The sequence below is a fragment of the Clostridium frigoris genome, from assembly GCF_018861865.1.
Classification (GTDB): domain Bacteria; phylum Bacillota; class Clostridia; order Clostridiales; family Clostridiaceae; genus Clostridium_AD; species Clostridium_AD frigoris.
The window spans coordinates 1-2674 of record NZ_JAHLDV010000117.1 but is presented as its reverse complement, the minus strand read 5'-3'; the positions used below and the strand labels follow the sequence as shown (position 1 = coordinate 2674).

The window sequence follows — 2674 nt, the reverse complement described above, 5'->3', positions numbered from 1 at the left end:
CTTTCTGATTTTGTCCACCTCATTTCTTAGTCATGAGGTTTTATTATACTATAGTCCTTTTGGGACATAATCAAATTCGGTATAATAAGACATTATCACAATTCGATCATAGATATTTTATAATAAAAACAAATAAACATTGACAATTAAATAACAATGGTAGAAATATTTTGAATAGTATGTTATTATAAATTAAAAGGTGGTCAGACCATCTAGCCAATAATGAGCTTTTAGAATTCTATACAAAATGTAGGAGGAATAAACATATGGAAATTTTAGTTTGCATAAAACAGGTTCCAGGAACTTCGAATGTTGAAGTAGATCCAGTTACAGGTGTTTTAAAAAGAGATGGTGTAGATTCTAAAATGAATCCTTTTGATTTGTTTGCATTAGAAACTGCGCTTAAAATTAAAGAGAAGCAAGGTGGATTAATAAAGGTTATTACCATGGGACCACCACAAGCAAAGGATGTTATACGCGAAGCATATATGATGGGGGCAGACGAAGGTGCGTTAATTTCTGATAGAAAGTTTGCAGGAGCAGATGTTCTAGCTACATCTTATACAATTTCTCAAGGGGTAAGAAAAATGGGTAAATTTGATCTTATATTATGTGGAAAACAGACAACTGATGGTGATACTGCTCAAGTAGGACCAGAAATGGCTGAATACCTAGGCATACCACATATTGCAAACGTTTTAAAAATAGTAGAATTAAAAGAAAAATCAATTACTGTAGAAATGGATATGGCAAATACTATTGAAGTAGCCGAGATCCAATTTCCATGTCTCTTAACTGTAGATAAAGATATATATCAGCCAAGGCTTCCATCTTATAAGAAAAAGTTAGTTACAAAAGATAGAGAAATAAAAATGATAACATTAAACGATTTTGAAGATAAAGATGAAAAGAAATATGGACTTAATGGATCACCAACGCAGGTTGAGAGAATATTCCCACCAGATGTAAATAATGATCGTGAAACATGGACAGGTAGTGGTGCAGAGCTTAGTCTAAAAATAGCATCAAAGCTTAAAGACTTGAAATTTGTATAGAAAATTTAAAAATATATATATGGAATTAAAAGTTATATAAGAAAGGTGGAATTATAATGAGTAAGTTAATTTGTCACCAAGAGAAAGTAAATGAATCCAATGTTCAAGAATTATTAAAGGTTTGTCCTTTTGGGGCTATTGAATATAATGATGGAAAAATCGAAGTTAATGCAGGCTGTAAAATGTGCAAGATTTGTGTTAAAAAAGGTCCAGTGGGTTTAATGGAGTTTCTTGAAACAAAGGCAGTTCAAGTTGATAAGAGTTTATGGAAGGGTATAGGAGTGTATGTGGATCATGTAGAAGGAGTTATACATCCTGTAACAATGGAACTTATCGGGAAAGCTAGAGAACTTGCAGCTGTTGTTAATTTTCCAGTGTATTGTGTGTTCATAGGTCATGATATAAAGGAAAAGGCTAAGGAATTACTTAATTATGGTGTTGACGAAGTATTTGTATATGACTACGAGGAACTTAAAGATTTTAGGATAGAGCCTTATACAGCAGCATTTGAAGATTTTGTAAACAAGGTAAAACCATCATCTTTACTTGTTGGAGCAACAACTATTGGCAGATCCCTTGCCCCTAGAGTTGCAGCAAGATTTAGAACAGGACTCACGGCTGATTGTACAATACTTAAGATGAAAGAAAATACAGATCTTGTACAGATAAGACCAGCATTTGGTGGTAATATTATGGCCCAAATTATATGCCCAAACAATAGACCTCAGATGTCGACAGTAAGATATAAGGTTATGAATGCCCCTGAAAAATTATGCATTCCAAAAGGTAAAATTACAATTTGTGAAATGGATAAGTCAAAACTTAAATCGAACATTGAAGTATTAAAAGTTACCAATAAAGAGGTTGAAGAAAATATATCAGATGCAGAAGTAATTATTGCAGTTGGTAGAGCTTTAAAGTCAGAAAAGGATCTTGTTATGATTCAGGAACTTGCAGATTTACTCGATGCACAAGTTGCAGGTACTAGACCAACAATTGAAGCAGGTTGGATTGATGCTAAAAAACAAATTGGTCTTTCTGGTAGAACAGTAAAGCCTAAATTAATAATAGCTCTTGGAATTTCAGGTGCAGTTCAGTTTACAGCCGGAATGAATAGTTCAGAGCGTATATTTGCAATAAATAAAGATTCTAATGCATCTATATTTAATGTAGCTCATTATGGAATAGTAGGAGACATATATGAAATAGTTCCTCAATTAATTGAAAATATTAAAAATTCAGGAGCTGAGTACTGTGTTCGCTAACCGTTAAGTTTAAATTAACCTGTAGATTTAACTTAACTAATAAATTATTTAGTTAAGCTACTAAATCAATGAACGGTTTTGCTAAATGAGACCATTTAGCGGTTTTACTAAATGAGACCATTTAGCGGTTTTACTAAATGAATAATCGAGGAGGTAATTTTATGAGTTACAAAAAACTTGATGCTAAGGATATAGATTTTTTAGTGTCTATATTAGATAAGGATAGAGTGTTTACTGGTGACGATATAAATGACGATTTCAGCCATGATGAGATGGGTGGAATAAGTAAAATGCCAGAAGTATTAGTTGAAGTTCTTACAACTGATGAAGTGTCAAAGATTATGAAATATGCAT

General features: G+C 32.4%; 2 protein-coding genes and 1 pseudogene. All 3 read left to right on the top strand.

Annotated features, from left to right (window positions below):
- Positions 1 to 266 precede the first annotated feature (266 nt).
- Entirely contained in the window at positions 267 to 1055 is a 789-nt protein-coding gene (locus KPL37_RS19270) for an electron transfer flavoprotein subunit beta/FixA family protein (protein WP_216151690.1), read from the top strand.
- Between the two features lie 56 nt (positions 1056 to 1111).
- Positions 1112 to 2320, top strand: coding sequence for an electron transfer flavoprotein subunit alpha (locus KPL37_RS19265; RefSeq protein WP_216151689.1), 1209 nt, complete (start codon positions 1112 to 1114; stop codon positions 2318 to 2320).
- Between the two features lie 161 nt (positions 2321 to 2481).
- A pseudogene (locus KPL37_RS19260) lies at positions 2482 to 2674 on the top strand (2-hydroxy-acid oxidase); the annotation flags it as partial.

Bases quoted from the DNA above. Each gene is read 5' to 3' on its own strand.
- KPL37_RS19270 (WP_216151690.1), top strand. From the start codon at position 267: ATGGAAATTTTAGTTTGCATAAAACAGGTTCCAGGAACTTCGAATGTT.
- KPL37_RS19265 (WP_216151689.1), top strand. From the start codon at position 1,112: ATGAGTAAGTTAATTTGTCACCAAGAGAAAGTAAATGAATCCAATGTT.